Annotated in this window: 16 protein-coding genes; 5 read left to right on the forward strand and 11 right to left on the reverse strand. The window is 71.0% G+C overall.

Annotation, left to right across the window (positions count from 1 at the left end):
- Nucleotides 1-29 precede the first annotated feature (29 nt).
- The 4 genes from AC07EQ_RS23900 to AC07EQ_RS23915 all read right to left on the reverse strand — a co-directional run bounded on the left by AC07EQ_RS23900 (nt 30) and on the right by AC07EQ_RS23915 (nt 4,007).
- Nucleotides 30-1,415, reverse strand: a complete 1,386-nt coding sequence (locus AC07EQ_RS23900) for a hypothetical protein (protein ID WP_478390119.1) — start codon at nt 1,413-1,415, stop codon at nt 30-32.
- On the reverse strand, nt 1,412-1,546 hold the full coding sequence (locus AC07EQ_RS23905; RefSeq protein ID WP_478390120.1) for a hypothetical protein: 135 nt from the start codon (nt 1,544-1,546) through the stop codon (nt 1,412-1,414). Before AC07EQ_RS23905 ends, AC07EQ_RS23900 begins: the two co-directional genes overlap by 4 nt.
- A gap of 13 nt (nt 1,547-1,559) precedes the next feature.
- A complete protein-coding gene (gene tnpB, locus AC07EQ_RS23910; RefSeq protein WP_478390121.1) occupies nt 1,560-2,942 on the reverse strand; it encodes an IS607 family element RNA-guided endonuclease TnpB in 1,383 nt (460 codons plus the stop codon).
- A gap of 126 nt (nt 2,943-3,068) precedes the next feature.
- Nucleotides 3,069-4,007 (reverse strand): ornithine cyclodeaminase family protein, encoded by a 939-nt coding sequence (locus AC07EQ_RS23915; RefSeq protein ID WP_478390138.1) that lies wholly within the window; start codon nt 4,005-4,007, stop codon nt 3,069-3,071.
- Between the two features lie 219 nt (nt 4,008-4,226).
- Here AC07EQ_RS23915 and AC07EQ_RS23920 point away from each other — a divergent pair, with 219 nt between their 5' ends.
- From AC07EQ_RS23920 to AC07EQ_RS23940, 5 genes are all read left to right on the forward strand, one after another.
- Complete coding sequence (locus AC07EQ_RS23920) at nt 4,227-5,810, forward strand: aldehyde dehydrogenase family protein (RefSeq protein ID WP_478390122.1); 1,584 nt, start codon at nt 4,227-4,229, stop codon at nt 5,808-5,810.
- The gene (locus AC07EQ_RS23925) at nt 5,810-6,955 is read left to right on the forward strand and encodes an NAD(P)/FAD-dependent oxidoreductase (RefSeq protein ID WP_478390123.1); all 1,146 of its coding nucleotides are present in this window, start codon (nt 5,810-5,812) and stop codon (nt 6,953-6,955) included. The genes AC07EQ_RS23920 and AC07EQ_RS23925 overlap by 1 nt, the downstream gene beginning before the upstream one ends.
- A 242-nt stretch (nt 6,956-7,197) precedes the next feature.
- Nucleotides 7,198-8,367, forward strand: a complete 1,170-nt coding sequence (locus AC07EQ_RS23930; RefSeq protein WP_478390124.1) for a Glu/Leu/Phe/Val family dehydrogenase — start codon at nt 7,198-7,200, stop codon at nt 8,365-8,367.
- 230 nt (nt 8,368-8,597) lie between these two features.
- On the forward strand, nt 8,598-9,524 hold the full coding sequence (locus AC07EQ_RS23935; protein ID WP_358569003.1) for a LysR family transcriptional regulator: 927 nt from the start codon (nt 8,598-8,600) through the stop codon (nt 9,522-9,524).
- 93 nt (nt 9,525-9,617) lie between these two features.
- Nucleotides 9,618-11,801, forward strand: a complete 2,184-nt coding sequence (locus tag AC07EQ_RS23940) for a thiamine pyrophosphate-dependent enzyme (RefSeq protein ID WP_478390125.1) — start codon at nt 9,618-9,620, stop codon at nt 11,799-11,801.
- 224 nt (nt 11,802-12,025) lie between these two features.
- Here AC07EQ_RS23940 and AC07EQ_RS23945 read toward each other — a convergent pair whose 3' ends face one another.
- The 7 genes from AC07EQ_RS23945 to AC07EQ_RS23975 all read right to left on the reverse strand — a co-directional run.
- Nucleotides 12,026-13,426 carry an FAD-binding oxidoreductase gene (locus tag AC07EQ_RS23945; RefSeq protein WP_478390126.1) on the reverse strand — a complete coding sequence of 467 codons (1,401 nt, stop codon included), beginning with the start codon at nt 13,424-13,426 and terminating at the stop codon, nt 12,026-12,028.
- Between the two features lie 67 nt (nt 13,427-13,493).
- The gene (locus AC07EQ_RS23950) at nt 13,494-14,294 is read right to left on the reverse strand and encodes an MBL fold metallo-hydrolase (protein WP_478390127.1); all 801 of its coding nucleotides are present in this window, start codon (nt 14,292-14,294) and stop codon (nt 13,494-13,496) included.
- A gap of 309 nt (nt 14,295-14,603) precedes the next feature.
- Entirely contained in the window at nt 14,604-15,584 is a 981-nt protein-coding gene (locus AC07EQ_RS23955) for a phosphatidylinositol-specific phospholipase C (protein WP_478390128.1), read from the reverse strand.
- Nucleotides 15,585-15,656: 72 nt separating this feature from the next.
- Nucleotides 15,657-17,114 (reverse strand): carboxylesterase/lipase family protein, encoded by a 1,458-nt coding sequence (locus AC07EQ_RS23960; RefSeq protein WP_478390129.1) that lies wholly within the window; start codon nt 17,112-17,114, stop codon nt 15,657-15,659.
- A 44-nt stretch (nt 17,115-17,158) separates the two neighbouring features.
- Nucleotides 17,159-18,481, reverse strand: coding sequence for a wax ester/triacylglycerol synthase family O-acyltransferase (locus tag AC07EQ_RS23965; RefSeq protein WP_478390130.1), 1,323 nt, complete (start codon nt 18,479-18,481; stop codon nt 17,159-17,161).
- A gap of 675 nt (nt 18,482-19,156) precedes the next feature.
- On the reverse strand, nt 19,157-20,050 hold the full coding sequence (locus AC07EQ_RS23970; protein ID WP_478390131.1) for a methylenetetrahydrofolate reductase: 894 nt from the start codon (nt 20,048-20,050) through the stop codon (nt 19,157-19,159).
- 31 nt (nt 20,051-20,081) lie between these two features.
- The coding region (locus AC07EQ_RS23975) for an adenosylhomocysteinase (protein ID WP_478390132.1) at nt 20,082-21,149 on the reverse strand (1,068 nt) is incomplete at its 5' end.

Here is a 21,149-nt window from a genome sequence, read left to right on the forward strand (position 1 = left end):
AACTGATTCCTCGAGCGGGCCTGCCCGGGTCAGATCAGGACGAGGAACAAGACCGCGAACAGGGCCAGGTTGGCGACCATGATCGCCCAGCCGTTGAACATCATCATCCGCAGGTTCCGGGAGCGCGCGAGGCCCATCTGCCCGATCATGTCCGGCCCCGGGAACGGCCCGAACCAGTCGATCTGCGAGGAGCCCAGCAGCACCGCGGCCCACGCGCCGGGCGGAATGCCCAGCCCGGCCAGCGCCGGGCCGAACAGCTTCTGCAGCAGCACCACCTGCGCTACCGCCGCGCCGGAGACCCCGAGCCAGCCGACGACCAGCACGATCATGCAGAACAGCCACGGCCCGACATCGCCCAGCGTCGGCGCCACCAGCCGCTGCATCGCGTCGTAGGCGCCCGAGCGCTCCAGCAGCTCCAGCATCGGGTTGAGCAGCCAGAACAGCAGGAACAACCACAGCAGCGGCTGCGCGCCCCGGTACATCGCGTGCAGCGCGGCCGTCGGCGACATGCGGCCGCACAGGGCGGTGACCGCGGCGCTGACGGGCATCACGATCAGCACGTAGGTGTAGCTCGCCTGGAACGCGATGCCCAGCGCCACCAGGACCACCATGCTGCCGAGGAAGCCGATGGTCGCCCGCCTGGCGGTCGCCGGGTCGTGCTCGGCCTCCTCCACGACGTCGGCCGGGTAGGCCTCGCCGCCCTCGGTGCGCCGCTGGATCCAGTGCGACATGCCCAGCCCGGTGAGCCAGACCGTGGCGGCCATCGGGATCCCGGCGTTGAGCAGGTACTCCCCGTAGCCGATCTGCGCGGTGCCCATGATCGTGACCACCGGTGGCGTGAACGGGCCGGTGACCAGGCCCGCGGCGGTGCCCGCGTGGAACATCGCGGCCATCGACGGCGGGGTCAGCCGCATCGCGGCGGCGATCGGCAGCACGATCGGCACCAGCAGGGCGCTCGCGCCCGACAGCGTGCCCAGCGCCGCGCCCAGCAGCGTCGCCGACAGCATCACGCCGATCCGGAACCGCAGCCGGGTGCTGATCCCGATGCCATGCAACACCATCCGCACCATCGTCGCGGCCGCGCCCGTCTCGGTGACGACCCGGCCGAGACCGCCGCCGAGCAGGATGATCATGCCGACCACGGCGATGAACGAGCCCAAGGACTCGCCCATCAGCGTGCCCAGCTCCAGCGGCGCGGTGCCGGTCTCCAGCGCCGCGACGACCAGCGCGGCGAGGGTGGCGAGCACGACGTCCACGTCGAGCAGGACGAGGATCGCGTACACCACGATCGGCGTCAGGCCCCACAGGGTGCCCGCGCCGCCGGTGGCGAGGACCGCCGCGCCGGTGGCGATCGAGGCGCCGAAAACGCCTGCGGCGGCGCGTGGTTTCCAGGTCGAGACCGCTGCGGTGGTCACTGCTTCTCCTCGTCCAGCGCGCTCAGGTCGACCGAGCCGCCCGGCATCACGCGCCTGGTTTCGCGGTGGCCGCAGACCAGGAGGCCGAGGAACAACAACGGCCCGCAGGTCGCGGCAGTCTCATCTCGCACCGAGTACCTCCGTTCACGAAGCGTGTGAAAGCGTGTCGTGAGCAGACACCTTGCGGTGCCGACGTTGGCCCACGCTGTTCGGCGCAGGTCTTCCCGTGGCAGTACCCGCTGCCCGCGTAGTGCGGGGCTTGCACAGGTTTCCATCGGGCTCGTTTACCGTCGCCCCGCAACTCGGGGAGGACGTCGTGACCTCAGCAAGCTTGGCGAGGTTGCGGGCCGCGTTGAGGTCACGATCCATGCTCATCCCGCAGGAGGAGCAGATGAAAACACGGTCGGACAGGCGCAGCTTGGCTTTCACCACGCCACAATCCGAACACGTTTTGGAGCTGGGATACCACCGGTCCGCGACGTGCACGCACACCCCGGCCCAGGAGGCTTTGTACTCAACCTGACGTCGGAGTTCGGCCATGCCGGCATCCGCTATGCGCCGCGCCAAGCGGCGGTTACGGGTCATGCCCGCAACGTTGAGATCTTCCAAAACAATCGCACCGAAGGTCCGCACCAGCCAGGTGGTCAGCTTGTGCAGTCCGTCGCGGCGCGCGTTGGCCACCTTGGTGTGAAGCCTGGCGATGCGAGCTTGAGCCTTCCGCCAACGATTCGACGGCTTCTGCCTGGTACGCCGGTCCGGGCCTTGACGTCGAGAAGCCCGACGCTGCAACCGTCGCAACTCGCGTTGCGCCACTTCGAGGTGCTTCGGGTTGGCGATCACCTCGCCGGTCGACAACACGGCGAGAGACTTGATCCCAAGATCCACACCCACCGTCACACCGGGCTGGACGGGGGCGGGATCGTCGCGGGTGATCTCCACCGAGAACGACACAAACCAGCGCCCCGCCCGAAACGACACCGCCGCCGACCGGATCCGCGCCCTCCCACACTCCACATGACGAGCGAGCTTGCGAGTGGACTCATCCGTGCGCACCACCCCGATACGGGGCAGCTTCACATGGCGCCGGTCGCGGTCGAGACCGAAGCTGCCAGTGGTGAACCGGCACGACAACCCAGCCCGCCTGCCCTTGAACCTCGGGAACCCGACCTTGCGACCCTTGCGCTTGCCCTTGTTCGAGTCGCCCCAGTTCTTCAGCGCGGCCGCCAGATTGGCCAAGCCAGACGAGTACGCCTCCTTCGAATTTTCCTGCCACCACGGCGCAACCGCGTCCTTGGCCTGGTTCCAGTCCTTCCGCAAGCTGTAGGCCGACCAGCTCACAGACGGCGTCAACTCATCTCCGTCCAGGCCGTACGATGCTTCAGCTTTCCGCTGATCAACGTTGGCCTTGATGCGCCCCAGCCCCCAGTTGAACGCGAACCGCTGCGCGCCACAATGCGACCGCAACGCCGACTCCTGCCCAGGATTCGGGTCCAGCGCGAACCGATACGCCTGCAACACCGTGCTCATCATCGCGAACAGTACCCGTGAGCACCGACAATCCCCGCGATCTACCAAACCATCACATTCCCCCACACATTGACGCATTCCACCGAACAGTTCACCACCCTTCGCCTTTCCGGAAGTCACCGCGTGTCAGAGGGAGCCGAGCACGGCGTGGGCCGCGGCGGCGTCCTGCACGCCCAGGCCCACGCTGTTGTAGAACACCACCTCCCCCGCGCTGACGCGCCCCGCGGCTTCGCCCAGCAGCACCGCGCCGAGCGCTCGCAGCTGCGCGCGCTCGATGTCGCCGCGCTCCAAGGCGCGCGCGATCGGCCCCGCGTGCGTCGCGGCCGTGCCGACTTCGTCGACCACGACCGCTCCGGCGCGCCGGATCAGCTCCGCGTCCACCTCGCACCGGTGGTGCTCGAAGCTGCCGACGCTGATCACCGTCGCTCCCGCCGCGACCGCGGCGGTCGGAACGACGGGTTCCGCGCTGAGGGTGCAGGCCGCGATCAGCGGCGCTTCGCGGACCGCTTCTCCGGCGCTCGCCACGGCTCGCACCGCGATGCCCAGCTCGGCCGCCAGTTCCGCGGCCGCAGCCTCGCGGCGCGCCGCGTCGCGGCCGTAGATCCGGATTTCGCGCAGTTCGCGCACGCGCGCGATCGCACGGGCGTGTGCCCTCGCCTGCACGCCGGAGCCGAGGATCGCGAGTTCGTCGGCGTCGGGCACCGCGAGGGCGTCGGCGGCGACGGCGCTGCCCGCGGCCGTGCGGATCTCGGTGAGCGCGGTCGCCTGCATGGTCGCCACCGGCCGGCCGGTGGCCGCGTCCAGGACCAGCACCGTCGCCGAGATCGCGGGCAGGCCCCGGTCGGCGTTGCCGGGGTGGACCGCGACCAGCTTGCTGACGGCTCCGTGCCTCGGCGACAGGCGGCTGAGGTAGCACAGCGTCGTGTCGTCGCCCGTTCGGATGGCGACCTTCTCGGCGAGCTGCGCCTCGCCCCGGCCGAGCGATTCGAACGCCAGCCGCTGCGAGGCGATGGCGGTGTCCAGGTCCAGCGCCGCGGCCACGTCGGCGTCGCTCCACACGTCCATGCGCGGCACGCTGCCACACCTCCGCCCGCAGCGGTAGAGATCGACATCTCGGCGCGTGGAGATCATCGCGAGCAGAAGTCGCGCTGTCGCTCAGAGGGAGAAGAAATCACTCTTCTGATTCTCCGCGAAGATGCCTCCGGGGATTTACGGTGATCCCGACGGCGGAGGTGGCCCGCGGCACACCTGCGCGCGAGTACCCCAACGAGCTGGAAGAGGTGCATGTCGGTGCAGTCGACGTTGAGCTCCGTGATCGGTCCGGAGGCCCCCGCCCGGGTCGACGGCGGAGGCGAGTACCTCTCGCGCAACCCGGCGAACCTGGAGGACGTCGTCGCCGAGGTCTCCCTCGGCGGACCCGAGACGCTGCCGGCCGCGACCGAACAGGCGCAGCGGGCGCAGCGCGAGTGGGCGCAGGTGCCCGCGCCGGTGCGCGGGCGGGTGGTGGCCGGGCTGGGCCGGCTGGTCGAGGCGAACAAGGAGTCGCTGGCGCGGCTGGTGACCCGGGAGATCGGCAAGCCCTACGCCGAGGCGCTCGGCGAGGTGCAGGAGATCATCGACACCTGCGACTTCTTCCTCGGCGAGGGCCGCAGGCTCTACGGGCAGACCGTGCCCTCGGAGATGCCGGACAAGCAGCTGTTCACCTTCCGCGTGCCGGTGGGCGTCGCGGTGGTGATCACCGCGGGCAACTTCCCGGTCGCGGTGCCGTCCTGGTACATGGTTCCCGCGCTGCTGTGCGGCAACGCCGTGGTGTGGAAGCCCGCCGAGTACGCCTCGGGCGCGGCGCGGGCGCTGGCCGAGCTGGCCTGGCGCGCCGGGGTGCCCAAGGGCGTGCTCAACCTCGTCTACACCGACGGCGAGGCGACCTTCAAGGGCCTGGAGTCCGCGCTGGCCGCAGGCACCGTCAACAAGGTCGGCTTCACCGGTTCCAGCGCGGTCGGCGCGCGGGTCGGCGAGCTGTGCGGCCGCTACCTGCAGAGCCCGTGCCTGGAGCTGGGCGGCAAGAACCCGATGATCGTCACCCCGGACGCGGAGCTCGACCTGGCCGTGGAGGGCGCGCTGTTCTCCGGATGGGGCACCGCCGGGCAGCGCTGCACCTCGCTGGGCAACCTGATCGTGCACCGCGACGTGCACGACGAGTTCGTCGGGCGGCTGGACGCGGCGCTGCGCGCGGCCACCATCGGCGACCCGGCGGGCGACGTGCTCTACGGCCCGCTGCTGGACCAGAAGTTCGCCGACAACTTCGAGTCCATCCTGGGCAACATCGCCGGGCACCACACCGTGCTCGGTTCGGAATCGGTCGGCCGGATCACCGATTCGGCGCCGCGCAAGGGATTCCAGGGCGACCCGTCGACCGGGCTGTACTACCACCCGGTGCTGCTGGACGGGCTGCGGCCGGACGACCACGTGTTCCGCAACGAGACCTTCGGCCCGATCGTCGGCGTCACCACCTACGACACGCTGGACGAGGCCATCGAGCTGGGCAACGCCCCGGGCTACGGGCTGTCCGCGGCGATCTACACCACCGACCCGGCAACCGCGTTCCGGTTCCGGGAGGGCATCGGCGCGGGCATGGTCAGCGTGAACAACTCGACCTCCGGCGCGGAGGCGCACCTGCCCTTCGGCGGCAACGGCAAGTCCGGCAACGGCAGCCGCCAGTCCGGCGTCTGGGTGCTCGACCAGTTCACCCGCTGGCAGTCGTTGAACTGGGACTTCTCCGGCAAGCTGCAGAAGGCGCAGATGGACGTCGACACCGTCGAGCCGGAGCTGGACTTCCGGCTGCCACCGGAACTCGGCGGTGCGCGGTGATGCTGCCGCACCGGGCCGAGGTCGTCGTGATCGGCGGCGGGGTGGTGGGCGTCAGCACCGCCTTCCACCTCGCCGAGGCCGGCGTGGACGTGCTGCTGCTGGAGCGCGACGAGCTCGGCGCGGGTAGCACCAGCAAGGCCGCCGGCGGCGTGCGGGCGCAGTTCTCCGACCCGGTCAACATCGAGCTCGGGCGGCGCAGCCTGCGGGCGTTCGAGGACTTCGCGCGGCGGCCCGGCGGCGAGATCGACCTCAAGCAGCACGGCTACCTGTTCCTGCTGTCCGATCACGCGGACGTCGCGGCCTTCGAGCGCGGCGTGCGGCTGCAGAACGAGTTCGGCGTGCCCAGCCGGATGCTGACCGTCCGGGAGGCCTGCGAGCTCTCCCCGTACGTCGTGCCGGACGGGCTGCGGGCGGCGGCCTTCTCCCCCACCGACGGGCACTGCACGCCCGAGGCGGTGGTGCAGGGGTACGCGCAGGGCGCCCGGCACCACGGGGCGCTGCTGCGGCGGAACTGCCCGGTCACCGGCATCGAGGTCAGCCGCGGCGAGATAACCGCGGTGCACACCGACTTCGGCTCCGTCGAAACGTCCACAGTGGTCTGCGCGGCGGGCGCCTGGTCGGCGGCCGTCGGCGAGTTCGCCGGCGTCGAGCTGCCCGTTCGCCCGCTGCGCCGGCAGATCCTGGTCACCGAGCCGGTGCCGGACCTGCCGCCGCGGCTGCCGTTCACCATCGACTTCGGCACCAGCTTCTACTTCCACGACGAGGGCCCGGGCCTGCTCATCGGCATGTCCGACCCCGACGAGGAGTACGGCTTCCGGCTCAACACCGACGACCGCTGGCTCGGGCGGCTCGCCGACGCGGTGGCGCGGCGCGCGCCGCGGCTGGCCGACATCGGCGTGGCGCACGGCTGGGCCGGGCTCTACGAGATGACGCCCGACCACAACGCGCTGATCGGCGAGGCGGCGGGAACGAACCGGTTCCTGTACGCCACCGGCTTCTCCGGCCACGGCTTCCTGCAGGGGCCGGCGATCGGTGAGGTGATGCGCGACCTCGTGCTCGGCCGCCGGCCGGTCGTCGACGTCTCCGGCCTCGACGCCCGCCGCTTCGCCGGGGCCGAGGTCCGCCCCGAGCACAACTGCGTCTGAAAGGCTGTTTTGGACCCTTTCTGCGTAGCAGTGCGTAGCGGAACCTCGGGCACCGTCTCGGTCCGGGATCCCCGACTCATGCATGTCCAACACAGCGCCGGGGTTGTCCTCCCGAGACGACGCCTGAGAACCCGCGGCGGTGCCGGTTGCGAGGGTGGGCTGAGCGTCTTCGCCGCTTCAAGAACGAGAACTGAATTCCCGACCGGGCTGCGCGCGGCGCAGCCGACGAAGGAGCGCGAACCGTGCGTGATCTGTTGCAGGAGATCGACGAGTGGGGCCCGGAGAAGGTCGTGTGCGTCTCCGACGCGCGCACCGGCATGCGGGGCGTGCTGGTCATCGACAACACCGCCCGCGGCACCGGCAAGGGCGGCACCCGGATGAGCCCGACCGTCACCGTCGGCGAGGTCGCCCGGCTGGCCCGCGTGATGACCTGGAAGTGGGCCGCGGTCGACCTGTTCCACGGCGGCGCGAAGGCCGGCATCTTCGCCGACCCGGACTCGCCGGACAAGGAGCGGATCGTGCGGGCCTTCGCGCGGCGGCTGGCCGACCAGATCCCGGCCAGCTACGTCGCCGGGCTGGACATGGGGATGACCGAGCACGACGCGGCGATCATCCAGGACGAGCTCGGCGATCGCGGCGCGGCCGTCGGGGTGCCCGAATCGCTGGGCGGCGTGCCCTACGACCAGCTGGGCGTGACCGGCCACGGCGTCGCCGAGGCCGTGGACGCGGCGCTGGCCCGGCAGGGCCGCAGCGTGGCCGGCGCGCGGGTGGCGGTGCAGGGTTTCGGCGCGGTCGGGGCGGCCGCGGCGCAGCGGCTGCACGAGCTCGGCGCGCAGCTGGTGGCGCTGTCCACGATCGACGGGTCGGTGCACGACCCGGACGGGCTCGACGTGCCGCGGTGGCTGGACGCCCGCGCCGAGTTCGGCGATGCGTGCGTGGCCAAGGCCTCGGCGCAGCAGCGGATTCCGCGCGGCGAGGAACTACTGGTGGACTGCGACGTGCTGATCCCGGCCGCCGGGCAGGACGTCATCGACGAAGCCGTCGCCGCCGGCATCCGGGCCGGGCTGGTCGTGGAGGGCGCGAACCTGCCGACCACGCCGGAGGCCCGCCGGCTGCTGGCCACCCGCGAGATCACCGTGGTGCCGGACTTCATCGCCAACGCCGGCGGCGCCATCGCGGCCGGTTTCGCGATGGATGCGCGGTATTCCGCCTTCCGGCCGGAGCCGACCGCGATCCTGCGGGCGGTCGCGGAGCGGACCCGCAGCAACACCGTGCTGGTGCTGGACACCGCGCAGGCCGACGGCGTGCTGCCGCACCAGGCGGCGCTGGACCTGGCGAAGCAGCGGGTGCGGACGGCGATGCAGCTGCGCGGCCGGTTGCCCAGAACCGCCGCCGTGCGAGGGCCGCTTTGAACCTGAACCCACATCGCGTGGCTCCGCAACTTCCATTGAGGTTCTTCCAACCTCAATTTGCGTGGCGGTGCGGGTGGCGGAACCTCAGAGGCTCCCTGGACTGTGGGTGCCCTGACTTATGTATGCCCAATTGAAATCGAAGGTTCGATTTCAATGGAAATTGCGGTCGGCACCCGGGGCGAGCCGGCCTCTGGTGCGCGGTCTGGAAGACGAGAGTTGAGGGGGCAGGCGTGCTCAACCCGATCCACCTGAGAACCCTGCAGGAATGCGTCCGCACCGGCTCGTTCGCCGAGGCCGGGAGGGTGCTCGGCTACACCGCATCGGCGGTGTCCCAGCAGATGGTGCTGCTGGAACGCGCGGTCGGCGCGCCGCTGTTCGAACGCTCCGCCCGCTCCGCTCGCAGCACCGCGCTGGCGGTCCGGCTCGCCGACCGCAGCCGCGACGCGCTCGGCGCGCTCGACTCGCTGGAACGCGAGGTGCGGGCGATGGTCGCCGGCGAGGAAGGCAGCCTGCGACTGGCCAGCTTCGCCACCGCCAACGCGCGGGTGCTGCCCGACGTGCTGGCCGCCGTGGTCGCCGAGCGGCCCAGCGCCGAGGTGCAGCTCGACGAGGGCGAACCGGACGAGGTGCTCGGCGACGTGCTCGAAGGCGTCCTGGACGCGGCGGTGGTCTTCGAGTACGACCTCGATCCTCGGCAGTGGCCGATCGAGCTGTGCGTGGAGGAGCTGATGGCCGAGCCGCTGCGGCTGGCGCTGCCCGAAACGCACCGGCTGGCCGGCGCACCGGAGGTGGACCTGCGCGAGCTCGCCGACGACGCCTGGATCTGCACCCGGCAGGACACCGCGGGCGCGCGGGCGCTGGTGCGACTGGCTGCCGCGGCCGGGTTCGTGCCGCGGATCACCTTCCGCAGCAACGACTACTCGGTGATCCGGGACCTGGTGGCCCGCGACCTCGGGGTCGCGGTGCTGCCCGGGCTGGCGATCCCCGACGACCACGTGCGCATCTCCCGGATCTCCGGCTGGCAGCCGCACCGCAGGGTGAAGGCCCTGTACCGGAAGCAGAACACCAACCCGCTGCTGCCGATCGCGCTGGAGTGCCTGGCCAAGTCCTGCGCCCAGGTGGCCAACGGCTGGCACGCGGAACCGCGCGAGCCGTGACCGCATCGGCTCGTGAGTGCTTCGTGTCGCTATAGCGGCACAAAGCACTCACGACCCAGCGCCCGACCCGCTCACTTGCAACACGGAGGATCGATGAGCGACAAGACCGAGCCCGTTGACGAGTTCTTCCGGGCCGCCGTGGCCGGTTGGTCCGCACGGACGCCGACCGGGTCGGGGCCGGGCGACGAGTTGCTGGCGCTGTTCGACTCGCAGGCTGGCAGCCGGCACCTGGACTTCCAGGCGCGGCAACTGGGCTCGCAGGGCAAGGGCTTCTACAGCATCGGCTCGTCCGGGCACGAGTCCAACGCCGCGGTCGCCGCCGCGCTGCGGCCGACCGATCCGGCGCTGCTGCACTACCGCTCCGGTGGCTTCTACGTCCACCGCGGCCGGCAGGTGCCGGGGCAGCAACCGCTGCGCGACGTGCTGCTGGGCATCGTCGCCTCGGCCGACGAACCGATCTCCGCCGGGCGGCACAAGGTGTTCGGCAACGCCGAGCTGTCCGTCATCCCGCAGACCTCGACCATCGCCTCGCACCTGCCCCGCGCGGTCGGCCTGGCGTTCTCCCTGGGGCGGGCGGCGAAACTGGGCGTCCCGACCGCGTGGCCGGCGGATTCGGTGGTGGTGTGCAGCTTCGGCGACGCCTCGGCGAACCACTCGACCGCGACCGGCGCGATCAACTCGGCGCTGCACTGCGCCTTCCAGGGCCTGCCGATGCCGCTGCTGCTGGTGTGCGAGGACAACGGCATCGGGATCAGCGTGCGCACCCCGCAGGGCTGGATCGAATCCACCTACCGCGACCGCGCCGGCCTGCGGTACTTCACGGTCGACGGCGCCGACCCGGTGCAGTGCCTGGCGGTCGCGCGGGAGGCCGCCGACTGGGTTCGCGAGCACCACGCCCCGGCGTTCCTGCACCTGCGGACGGTGCGGTTGATGGGGCACGCCGGGTCCGACGTGGAATCCGGCTACCGGTCGCGCACCGAGATCACCACCGACTACCAGCGCGACCCGCTGCTCGGCACGGCGAAAGCATTGGTGGACAACGGGATCCTGGAGCCAGGCGAGGTGCTCGCACGCTACGAGGACAAGCGGGCCGAGGTCGCGCGCATCGCGGAGGATGCGCTCGGCCGCCGCAAACTGGGCAGCGCCGCCGAGGTGATGGCGTCGATCTACCAAGACCGGCCCGACGCCGTTGCACGCCGGGCGGGCGAGGTCCCGCCGCGGCGCGCGGAGGTCTTCGCCGATCAGCTGCCCGAAGCCGAGGGGCCGCTGACCCTGGCGCAGGCGATCAACCGGTCGCTGACCGAGGAGCTGGGTCGCGACCCGGGCGTCGTGGCCTTCGGCGAGGACGTCGCGCGCAAGGGCGGCGTGTACGGGGTGACGCGCGGGCTGCGCAAGAAGTTCGGCGGCACCAAGGTGTTCGACACGCTGCTGGACGAGCAGAGCATCCTGGGCACCGCGCTCGGTGCGGGACTCGCCGGGCTGCTGCCGATCCCCGAGATCCAGTACCTCGCGTACGTGCACAACGCGGCCGACCAGTTGCGCGGAGAGGGCAGCACGCTGAGCTTCTTCTCCAACGGTCAGTACCGGAACCCGATGGTCGTGCGCATCGCCGGTTACGGCTACCAGAAGGGTTTCGGCGGCCACTTCCACAACGACGACAGCGTCGCCGCGCTGCGCGACCTGCCGGGCGTCGTGGTCGCCTCGCCGTCGCGGCCCGACGATGCCGCCGCGATGCTGCGCACCTGCGTCGCCGCCGCGCACGAGGACGGCCGGGTGTGCGTGTTCCTGGAGCCCATCGCGCTGTACCACACGCGCGACCTGCACGAACCCGGCGACGGCGAGTGGCTGGCGCGGTACCCCGCGCCCGGTGAGCACCACGTGCCGATCGGGCGGGCCCGCGAGTACGGCGACGGCGACGACCTGACGCTGGTCAGCTTCGGCAACGGCGTACCGATGAGCCTGCGAGTCGCGAAGCGGCTGCGGGAGCGCGGCATCGGGGCGCGGGTGCTGGACCTGCGCTGGCTGGCACCGCTGCCGATCGAGTACCTGCTGGCCGCGTCGGGAGCGACCGGCAGGGTGCTGGTGGTGGACGAAACCCGCCGTAGCGGCGGCGTTTCCGAGCCGGTGGTGACAGCGCTCGTCGACGGCGGCTTCGCCGGGCCGATCGCCCGGGTCACCAGCGAGGACAGCTTCATCCCGCTCGGCGCGGCGGCCTACCACGTCCTGCTCGACGAGGACACCATCGAAACGGCGGCCCTGGAACTCGCGAAGCGCTGACGGCGCTCCGCCGGCTGCTCGGGAACGTGCTCTGCACGCCGTTTTCGCGCGAAACCGGCGTTCGCCACGCCTGGGGGCGCCGTTTTCGCGCGAAAACGGCGCTTCCCGGAGCCGAGGCGAGGCACCAATCCGCGCAGCCTCCAAGCGCGGAGGGCCGCTTTTCCCGCAGCAATTGGGAAACGGGCCTCACGCGGGTGTTCCCCGACGTGCTCGCGTGCGGGCTCTCAGCTGTTCGGGTCGCCGAAGACCTTGCCTGGGTTGAAGATCCCGGCCGGGTCGAGGGCGTTCTTGACGGCGTGGTGCATGCCGATCACCGCCGGGCTGAGCTCCGCGTGCAGGCCCTTGCGCTTGAGCAGGCCCACGCCGTGCTCGCCGGTCACCGTGCCGCCCATCGCGATGGCGTCGGCGACGATGTCGTCGAAGGCCCGCTGCGCGCGCAGCCGCGACGCGTGGTCATCGGGCGGCGTGATGATCAGCGGGTGCAGGTTGCCGTCGCCGGCGTGCGCGATGTTGGCGATCTGCGTGTCGTGCCGCTGCGCCGCCGCCTCGATGCGGCCCAGCATCTCCGGCACCTTCGCCCGCGGCACGCAGACGTCCTCGGTCAGCACCGGGCCGAGCCGCTCCAGCGCCGGATACGCCAGCCGGCGCGCGGCGAACAACGCGTCCGCCTCGTGCTCGTCGGTGGAACGGGCGCTCCAGGCCGCGCCGGCCTCGTCGAAGCAGCGCAGCAGCCCGTCGACCTCCTGCTCCCCCGCCGCGCCCGGCGTGTCGGAACGGCCGAGCAGCAGCACGTTCGCCTCGGCGCTGAGGCCCATGTTCTTCCACTCGTCGACGGCCTTCAGGCAGTGCTGGTCGAGCAGTTCCAGCGCCGACGGCACGATCCCGGCCGCGGCGACCGCGGCCACCGCTTCGCCCGCCGCCACGAGGGAATCGAAGTACCCGACCACGGTGCGCTCGGGAGCGCGCAGGCCGGGCAGCAGCTTGACGGTGATCTCGGTGATCACGCCGAGCGTGCCTTCCGAGCCGACGAACAGCCCGCACAGGTCGTAGCCGGCGACGCCCTTGGCGGTACGCCGTCCCAGCCGCACCACCTCGCCGTCGCCGACGACGGCTTCCAGGCCCAGCACGTAGTCGCGGGTCACGCCGTACTTCACGCAGCACACGCCGCCCGCGTTGGTGGCGACGTTGCCGCCGATGGTCGACCACGGCGAGCTGGCCGGGTCCGGCGGGTACCAGGCGCCCTGCTCGCGGCAGGCGGCGCGCAGATCGTCGTTGACCACGCCGGGCTGCACCACGGCGAGCTGCTCGCGCGGGTTGATCTCCAGGATCTCGTTCATGCCCTCGAAGGAGATCAGCACGCAGCCGTCGATCGCGTTCGCGCCGCCCGACAGGCCGGTCCCGGCGCCTCTCGGCACCACCGGAACGCCCAGCTCGGCGCAGATCCGCACCGCGGCGACGACATCATCGGTGCTGGTCGCGCGCACCACCGCCAGCGGTTCGCCGTGCGGGGCCCACTCGGCCTCGTCGTGGGCGAAGCGGGCGACGGAATCGGGGTCGGTCAGCAGCACCGGCTCGGGCAGTTCCGCGCGCAGCGCCGCAAGCGCCTTCTCCGTCGTGCCTGGCATGCCGTCCTCCGTCCGCCGCGATACTTACTCACGTTAACCAACGCGGGCGTCAACCCCCGCAGTGAGGTCAGCGCGCCAGGGCGTCCAGGGTGAACTTCTCGGGAAAGGGTGAGCGCTCCACCGCCTGCTGCGCGGTGAGCTCCCCCGCCGTCACCGCCCGGCACAGCTCGGCCACGGTCGCCAGCTCGGCGCGCTGGCGCCGCACGAACTCCCGGTCCACCGGCTCACCGTGCCCGGGCAGCACCACCGGCGCGTCCAGCGCGAGGATGCCGTCCAGCGCGGCGGGCCACCCCTGCGGGTACGCGTCACCGAACTGCGGCGGCGCGCCCTGCTCGACCAGATCGCCCGCGAACACGACACCCGCATCCGGCACGTGCACGACCACGTCGTGGTCGGAGTGCGCCGGTCCGAAGTGGAGCAGCGCCACGTCGCGCCCGCCGAGGTCGATCACCTGCCGGTCGCCGACCAGGTTGTCGGGCAACGCGATCCGCACCGCATCGATGCGATCGGCGACCTCGTGCTCGCCTCGCTCGCGGTAGTGCCGAGCCCACTTCTCGCGCTGATCCGCCCCCGTGGCCACGAGCTGGGCGCGGCACCGGTCGTGCGCCCAGACCTGGCACGGCAGGAACGCCTCGGTGCCGAAGCTGTGGTCGAAGTGCGCGTGGGTCAGGACCACCGACCAGGGCAGCGGCGTGACCTCGCGGACCGCCGCGGCGAGCTCGGCACCCTGCCCGACGTCGCCGCCGGTGTCGATGACGAGGCAGCGCTCACCGCCCACGACGAGGCCGACCGAGAGGTCCAGCTCCTCGTACCGACGAACCAGCACGCCATCGGCGACGTCGATCCAGCGTCCCAACTTCCCACTCACCTCGTCACTCACCACGATCCCCCGCCCCTGCCCAGCTGACGGAGCGTCTCCGCCGCCCCGAGGACAGGTCGTCCGCCGCGATTCTCCCTTCCGCCCGACGGATGCGCCCCAACGCCACCCAAAACCCTCCGATGACAGCCACCCGGCGGGAGGAACGCCCAATTTTGCCTAAAATTGGAACACTCCGAGACCCCGTGCCGCCGAGGAAAGCTCGCGGTTTTGCCTGAAATTGGGAGGTTTCGGGCCGAGGCATGGTTGGGCGTTCGGGTGGTTCCCGATTTTGGCTGGAATCGTGGACTGCCGGGCCGGTCAGCGGTTGGCCGCGATGATGGCGTTCACCAGGTCCGCTCCCGGGAAGTCCATCATGATCACCCCGGTCCTCGGCAGGTCGTTGCCGTTGAGGTGCTCCAGGGCGTAGTCGTTGACGCCGCGGAAGCCGGACGCGCCGCAGGCGACCGCGTCCGGGAACGCCGCCGGGCTGGAACCGCTGGAGAAGTTCAGGAACATCCGGCCGGCGTCGGCGGCCACCGTCTTGTCCAGGTGGTCGCGGACCTTGAACCACTTGTCGTCGATGTCGAACAGCGTCGGCACGTCGTAGGCGTCCTGGACGTACTCGCCCCAGGTGTCGTTGTTGAACTGGCCGAGCCCGCGCCCCTCGTAGAGCCCGCCGCCCGCGCCCTGCAGGGTGGCCAGCACGATCTTGCCGCGCGCCTGCCCCAGCGTCGGCACGTCACCGCCCGCCGGGTCGAGCAGGTACCCGCCGTTGGGGTCGTTGTCCCGGTACCAGTCGAGGATCTGCGCGGTGTCGAGCTGGCTGTTCTCGTCGGTGCACGAGGTCATCTCGCCGGTGCACTCGGCCTTCAGCCGCATGAGCACCGCTTCGCCGGGGTGCGCGGCCAGGAACTCGCCCGCCTCGCGCAGCACGTCGGAGAAGTTGGCGTTCTGGTAGAACGGCCCGTGGTGCAGGGTGAACAGGTCGTCGTAGCGCCGCACCCGGATGTCGATGGCCCGGATGCCCGACCGCAGCTGCACGCCCAGCGTTTCCGCGCTGTCGCCGTGGTTCTCCTGCGTCTGCGTCAAGGAACCGCCGTGCAGCGACAGGGTTTGGTGGGTGCCCGGGATCGACAGCTTCGCGAGGCCGGCATCGTCCGGTAGGCCCGCCATCCAGTCCGGGTTCGAGGTCTCCGTGATGCTCTGGCAGTACGGCGCCGCGGCCGCGGTCCCCGGTAGGACCGCGACGGCCAGCGCCATCGCGAGAACCGCCGCCGCACGAGCCGATCTTCCGGGCATGCGCAAGAGAATCCCGTGCCTGCCGCGCCGACGGCCGGAATGGCGGGAAATCGCCATCCCGGCCGACGGCGATCACGCCGGGAAGCGGTGCCGCCAGATCTCCCGGGACGGCTTGATCGGGTCGGCCACCACCGTCGGCGGCACGTTCCAGATCCGGGCCGAGCGGTCGGCGGCGGTGTAGGCGGGCCAGCCCGGGTCGCCGGTGGTGGCGAAGGAGACCCACGCCCCGCGCAGCTCTCCGGAGAGGTCCTCGAAGTCCGGCGGAACCGTGCCCTCGAACCACACCGCGGTGAGCTCGCTTTCCGAGACGCCGAAGGTGAACGGCACGTCCAGCCCGTGGCAGGCTCCGAGCGCACCGCCGAGCCCCGGGACGGGCCAGGCGAACTCGTACAGGTAGCTCCGCCCGCCGCCGGCGGCGTGGCCCTCGGCGAGCCACGTCGACGGCATGCGGAACAGCTGGTCGCTGAGCATCACGCTGAACAGTTCCGCGTCGTCGACGCCCGGGTACCCGGCGCGGTACTCATCGACCACCGACGGCGCCAGCCGCAAGCCCTGCGCCATCGCGGCCGGGTCCTTCGCCTCCGCGGGGAGCCCGACCGTGAACATCCTGGCCTCGTCGGTGTTGTAGCCGCTGATCAGGTCCACGCCGCGGGCCGCACCGGAGCGCAGCGCCGCCCACGGCAGCTCCGACAGCACCTCCCCGTCCAGGACCACCGCGTACGGCGTGGAGTTCGTCCAGGCCGCGCGGTCGGCGTTCATCTCCTGCATCACCGGGGACTGGGCCGCGTGGATCGCCTCGGACGGCACCGAGCCCAGCGCCTCGGTGGTGGCCGGCACGTCCAGCCGACCGGCGATCAGCTCGCCGATCTTGCGGGCCTCGTCCTCGTCCGAGTAGAGGCTGCCCAGGCTCTGCGCGATGGCGCGGTGAAAGAGGCCCTGCCCAGCCGAACCGGCGATCAGCGCCGCCACCGAGGTCGCCCCGGCCGACTCGCCGAAGATCGTCACGTTGCCCGGATCGCCGCCGAACGCCGCGATGTTCTCCCGCACCCAGCGCAACGCCGCGAGCTGGTCCAGGATGCCGCGGTTGGCCGGAGCATCGGCGACCCAGCCGAATCCCTCGTAGCCCACCCGGTAGTTCACCGTCACCACGACCACACCGCCGCTCGCCAGCCGCGCCGCGTCGTACTCCGGGCTGTCGGTCGCGCCGCCCAGGAACGCGCCGCCGTGGATCCAGACCATCACCGGCAGCCCGCCGCCGAGGTCCGGGGTCCAGACGTTCAGGCTGAGGGAATCGGTGCCGTCGCCGGGATTCCACAGCGCCGGCACGCCCGGCATGATCACGGGCTGCGGCACCGATGCGCTGAACGCCGAGGCGTCGCGCACGCCGTCCCAGCGCTCGGGCGCGACCGGAGCCTGGAACCGGCGCGGGCCGTCCAGCGGCGCCGCGTACGGGATTCCCTTGAACGCGCTGATCTCACCATCGACGGTGCCGCGCACCGCTCCGTGCTCGGTCCGCACCACAAGATCCATACCATCATATAACCAGGAAAACCGTGGCGGCGCGGGCGAATCGGTCACGACAGGTCGCCGAGTTCGGCAACCGCGAGCGGCAGCGCGCCGCTGAACTTCTCCAGGTCCGGCAGCGCGGCGCGGTTGGCGTGCACGCCGACGTGCACGGTGTCGCGGTACTGCGAGACCGCGATGGCCAGCGCCTGCCCGGCCGCCAGCGGGGCCACCGGGTACAGCTCCGCCAACGCCGCCCCGCCCAGGGTCGCCGGGAAGCCCGGCAGCGGCACGTTGGTGATCACGGTGTCGAACAGCAGCGCAGCGCTCTGCCCGGCCAGCGGGGCGGCCACCTGGTGCACGATCTGCGGCACCCGCCCCGCCAGCACCGGGAACGCGCCCGGCCCGCGCAGCGGACCCGCGCTCTTGTTGCGCCTCATCGCGGCCCGGATCGCCTGCAGCCTCGCCACCGGATCCGGCTCGTCCACCGGCAGATCGCACAGGTAGCCGGAGAGCCGGTTGTTGCCGCTCACGTCGTCGCCGCGCCGGCGGCAGACCGGGATCAGCGCCCGCACCGGCAGCTCACCGACCGGATGCCCGCGCGTGGCCAGCCACCGGCGGAAAGCCCCGGCGAGCACCGCGAGCACCACGTCGTTGGTGGTGCCGCCGTGCTTCGCGCGGATGCGCCGCAGGTCGGCGAGGTCGATCGGGACCAGCGCCACCCGTCGCGCCGCCGAGGACGAGGCGCGCAACGGCGAGTCCGGGACCGGCACCCGCATGTTGCGCACCACCGACGAGGCGATGCCCAGCGTCTCGCCGGATTTCGACAGGGTTCCGCGCACCGCCCCGATCAGCTTCCGCGGGCGCCGGAGGAGCTGCAGCGGGCCGCCGCCGGGGCAGGCCGGTTCCTGCTCGGCGGGCGCGAAGCCGTCCAGCAGCGCCAATCCCGTTTCGACGGCCTCGCGGCCATCGACCAGGGCGTGGTGGAACTTCACCAGCACCGCGAACCGGTCCCCGTCCAGGCCGGTGATCAGGTGCAGCTCCCACAGCGGACGGCGCCGGTCCAGCGGATCCGCGAGCAGCTCCGCGACCAGCCCGGCCAGCTCCGCCCGCCCGCCGGGGGTGGGCAGCTGGTGGCTGTGCACGTGTTCGGACGCGTCGAATTCCGGGGCTTCCGCCCAGTGGGCCTGGCCGGGCAGCCAGGACTGGCCGATCCGCAGCCGCAACCGCCCGACCCGCTGCGCCCGCTCCGCGAGCAGCGCCAGCAACCGCAACCGGTCCGCCGGCTCCGGCGGCCGGAACACCGCGACCGCGCCGAGGTGCATCGGCGTGGTTTCCTGCTCCAGGCAGAGGAACGCCCAGTCCAGCGCGCTGACCTCGCTCGTCGTCATCATCGCCGCACCTCACCGCGCAATTCGAGAAGTCGTTTCCGCGAACCATTCGAACTCGGCACATCGACCGGCCGGGTTACCGGCCCGTTTCCTTTCCCGAAACACCAGGCGGCGAATCCGCTCGGCAAGCCGATCCGCGACAATTGATCTTTCGGAATTCGCGGAGAAGTTTCGCTCCCGAACGGTTCGGGACCGCGACGCGAGCACACCGGCGACAACGGCACTGACCTGCTCCTCCCCGTCCCGCGGACAGCACTCGACGAACCCCGATCCCGGCGTTTTCGCCCCCAGCCCCGGGACACCGCTTCCGGCGCACCATTGCACTTCTGCCCGAATTGGACTGATCGATTTCCGGTCGCGGCCGAATTCGGCCGAGCGGACCGCGAATGCGTCAACTCTAGCGAAGCGCGGGGCCGGATCAAAAAGGAAGGCACCGGGTCCGGTGCGCCCGGCACCGCCGTTGATCGCTCCGCTGCGTGCCGGGCGCCCGCCGCCGGTCACCCGAATGCGGGGCACGGAGACCGCGCGCGACGGCCGTCCGACGGGCTTCGATGACACCGCGCACCGGGTCGGCCCGGATGCGCGCCCCGGGGCCGTGACCGACCTCACCCGGAAACCCACCCCGACGAGCAGAAGCCCGCCGCCCCGAGGGGACGGCGGGCTTCGACGGCGCGGGCGTCAGGCGGCTTTCAGCACGCCGTCGGCCAGTCCGAGGTTGGCCACCACCTCGCGGGTGGCCTTGGCCCGGTTGAGGCTGTAGAAGTGCAGCGCCGGCACTCCTTCGGCGATCAGCTTCTCGCACAGCCGGGTGGTGATCTCCAGCCCGGCCGCCCGGAAGCCGGCCGCGTCGTCGCGCAGCGGGTCCAGCGCCGCCGACACCTCGTCCGGGATCGTCATGTTGCTCAGCTGCGTGGTCATGCCCAGCACCCGAGGCGTGGTGATCGGCATGACCCCCGGCAGCAGCGGCTGGTCGCAGCCGTGCTGCGCCAGCCGGTCCCGCAGCCGCAGGAAGTACTCCGGCTCCAGGAACATCTGCGCCACCGAGAAGTCCGCCCCGGCCCGCAGCTTGTTGACCATGTGCCGGGTGTCGGACTCCAGGTCCACCGAGCGCGGGTGCAGGTGCGGGAACGCCGCGACGCCCACGCTGAAGTCACCGCACTCGCGCACCAGCCGCACGAGCTCGTCGGCGTAGGTGATGCCCTCCGGGTGGGGGATCCACTCGCCCATCGGGTCGCCCGGCGGGTCGCCGCGGATCGCCAGCACGTTGGTGATGCCCTCGGCCGCGTACGAGCCGATGACGTGCCGCAGTTCGGCGATCGAGTGGTTCACGCCGGTCAGGTGCGCCACCGGCAGCAGGGTGGTGTCGCCGGCGATCCGGCCGGTGGTGCGCACGGTGCGGTCCCGGCTGGACCCGCCGGCACCGTAGGTCACCGACACGTACGCGGGGTCCAGCGGCTCCAGTTCCCGGATGGCCCGCCACAGCTGGCGTTCCTCCTCGTCGGTCTTCGCGGGGAAGAACTCCACCGAGAACACCGTCTTGCCGGGACGCAGCCGGTCTATGACCCGAGTCATGGCCTGGTCTCCTCCTCAGCCGAGAAATCGATCAGTAGCGGTAGTGGTCGGGCTTGTACGGGCCGTTGACGTCGACACCGATGTAAGCGGCCTGCTCCTTCGTCAGCTTCGTCAGCTTCACACCCAACGCGTCCAGGTGCAGCCGCGCGACCTTCTCGTCCAGGTGCTTCGGCAGCACATACACCTGCTTGTCGTACTCACCCGGCTTGGTGAACAACTCGATCTGCGCGATCGTCTGATTGGTGAACGAATTCGACATCACGAAACTCGGATGCCCCGTCGCGTTGCCCAGGTTCAGCAGACGCCCCTCCGACAGCACGATGATCGAATGCCCGTCCTCGAACACGTACTCGTGGACCTGCGGCTTGATCTCCTGCTTGCGGACCCCCGCCACCTTCTCCAGACCCGCCATGTCGATCTCGTTGTCGAAATGACCGATGTTGCCCACGATCGCCTGATGCTTCATCCGCGTCATGTGCTCAGCAGTGATGATGTTGAAGTTACCCGTCGTGGTCACGAAAATATCCGCGATCCCCACGACCTCTTCCAGCGTGGTGACCTGATAGCCGTCCATCACCGCCTGCAGCGCACAAATCGGGTCGACCTCGGTGACGATCACCCGCGCACCCTGACCCCGCAACGACTCCGCCGAGCCCTTACCCACGTCCCCGTAACCACACACCACCGCGACCTTGCCACCGATGAGCACATCCGTGGCCCGGTTGATGCCATCGACCAACGAGTGCCGGCAACCGTACTTGTTGTCGAACTTCGACTTCGTCACCGAGTCATTCACATTGATCGCCGGGAACAACAACTCCCCAGCCTTCGCCAGCTCATACAGCCGGTGCACACCCGTGGTGGTCTCCTCGGTGACACCCTTGACCTCACCAGCGATCTTGGTGAACCGCTGCCCATTCCCGGCGATGCTGGCACGCAGGGTCTCCAGGATGACCTTGTACTCCTCCGGGTCATCCTCACCCGGCTGCGGCACCACACCCGCAGCCTCGAACTCGACACCCTTGTGCACCAGCAACGTCGCGTCGCCACCATCGTCGAGAATCATGTTCGGACCCCGGCCATCACCGAACTGGAACAA

Source organism: Saccharopolyspora sp. NPDC045839 (assembly GCF_056431645.1).

Coding starts and splice junctions, on each gene's coding strand:
- tnpB (WP_478390121.1), bottom strand. CDS start 2,942: ATGAGCACGGTGTTGCAGGCGTATCGGTTCGCGCTGGACCCGAATCCT.
- AC07EQ_RS23915 (WP_478390138.1), bottom strand. CDS start 4,007: ATGGACGTGTGGAGCGACGCCGACGTGGCCGCGGCGCTGGACCTGGAC.
- AC07EQ_RS23920 (WP_478390122.1), top strand. CDS start 4,227: ATGTCGGTGCAGTCGACGTTGAGCTCCGTGATCGGTCCGGAGGCCCCC.
- AC07EQ_RS23925 (WP_478390123.1), top strand. CDS start 5,810: ATGCTGCCGCACCGGGCCGAGGTCGTCGTGATCGGCGGCGGGGTGGTG.
- AC07EQ_RS23940 (WP_478390125.1), top strand. CDS start 9,618: ATGAGCGACAAGACCGAGCCCGTTGACGAGTTCTTCCGGGCCGCCGTG.
- AC07EQ_RS23945 (WP_478390126.1), bottom strand. CDS start 13,426: ATGCCAGGCACGACGGAGAAGGCGCTTGCGGCGCTGCGCGCGGAACTG.
- AC07EQ_RS23955 (WP_478390128.1), bottom strand. CDS start 15,584: ATGCCCGGAAGATCGGCTCGTGCGGCGGCGGTTCTCGCGATGGCGCTG.
- AC07EQ_RS23960 (WP_478390129.1), bottom strand. CDS start 17,114: ATGGATCTTGTGGTGCGGACCGAGCACGGAGCGGTGCGCGGCACCGTC.
- AC07EQ_RS23965 (WP_478390130.1), bottom strand. CDS start 18,481: ATGATGACGACGAGCGAGGTCAGCGCGCTGGACTGGGCGTTCCTCTGC.
- AC07EQ_RS23970 (WP_478390131.1), bottom strand. CDS start 20,050: ATGACTCGGGTCATAGACCGGCTGCGTCCCGGCAAGACGGTGTTCTCG.